The 891-nt window shown below is 71.0% G+C and carries 2 protein-coding genes; one reads left to right on the top strand and one right to left on the bottom strand.

Features of this window, described 5'->3' with window-relative positions; genetic code table 11:
* On the bottom strand, window positions 1-238 hold a 238-nt coding region (locus tag A612_RS13120), incomplete at its 3' end, for an AraC family transcriptional regulator ligand-binding domain-containing protein (RefSeq protein ID WP_040436892.1).
* 159 nt (window positions 239-397) lie between these two features.
* Here A612_RS13120 and A612_RS13115 point away from each other — a divergent pair.
* Window positions 398-891: FAD-dependent oxidoreductase (locus A612_RS13115; RefSeq protein ID WP_040436891.1), on the top strand; the 494-nt coding region annotated here is incomplete at its 3' end.

Genomic DNA, 891 nt, shown 5'->3' with positions numbered 1-891 from the left:
CCGCCAGCAGCCGGCTGATGGCGGCAAAGCTGTGCGGCCCGACATGCTGGCCGGCCTTCAGGCCGAAGCCCGCATCCTGCGTCGCCGCTGCCGCCGCGCGCCACAGCCGGGTGATGTGGTCGATGGGCCAGCGCTCGCGCGCCAGCTCCTCGTGAGCGATGCCGGCGCGCGCCAGCAGCGCGGCGCGCGCCACGCCCTGGCGCTCGGCAGCCGCCAGCACCGTATCCACCCAGTTCATGGAAACCGTGGCCTGCAAAGTCAAGGTTTTGTGTCCTGCAAAGTCAATCGGCTCGCCATGATAGGCCGTACCCTCGGGCCAGAGCGCCCGGGCGGGCACGACCTTGCCAGAGCGCAAGCATGCCCAAGTCCAAGAGCGCGCTCCGAGGAGACATAGCACATGGATTCAACCGTACAAGCCGACGTACTGGTGATCGGCGGCGGCCTGGCCGGCATCGTCTGCGCCCTGCAGGCCCTGCGCGCCGGCCAGCGCGTGGCGCTGGTCGACCGCGACACGCCCGAGCGCTTCGGCGGCCTGGCGCTGTGGGCCTTCGGCGGCATGGCGCTGGTCGGCACGCCGCTGCAGGCCAAGATGAAAATCCCCGACACGCCCGAGCGCGCCCTGGCCGACTGGCTGCGCTTTGGCGAGCTGGACCAGTTCGACAACCCGCACGCCCTGCCCTGGGCGCGGTACTACGTCGAGCATTCGCGCGCCCAGGTGCACGACTGGCTGCTCTCGCACGGCCTGAAATTCATGCCCGCCGTGAACTGGGTCGAGCGCGGGCGCTTCGGCGACGGCAACAGCCTGCCGCGCTACCACATCGTCTGGGGCACCTCGCGGCGGCTGACGCTGCGCATGATCGAGCTGCTGCGCGAGGCCGGCAGCGGCGGGCG

Source organism: Melaminivora alkalimesophila (genome assembly GCF_000282995.1).
GTDB classification, from domain to species: Bacteria; Pseudomonadota; Gammaproteobacteria; order Burkholderiales; family Burkholderiaceae_C; genus Melaminivora; species Melaminivora alkalimesophila.
The sequence above is the reverse complement of the archived record's forward strand: the minus strand, read 5'-3'. Positions and strand labels throughout refer to the sequence as shown.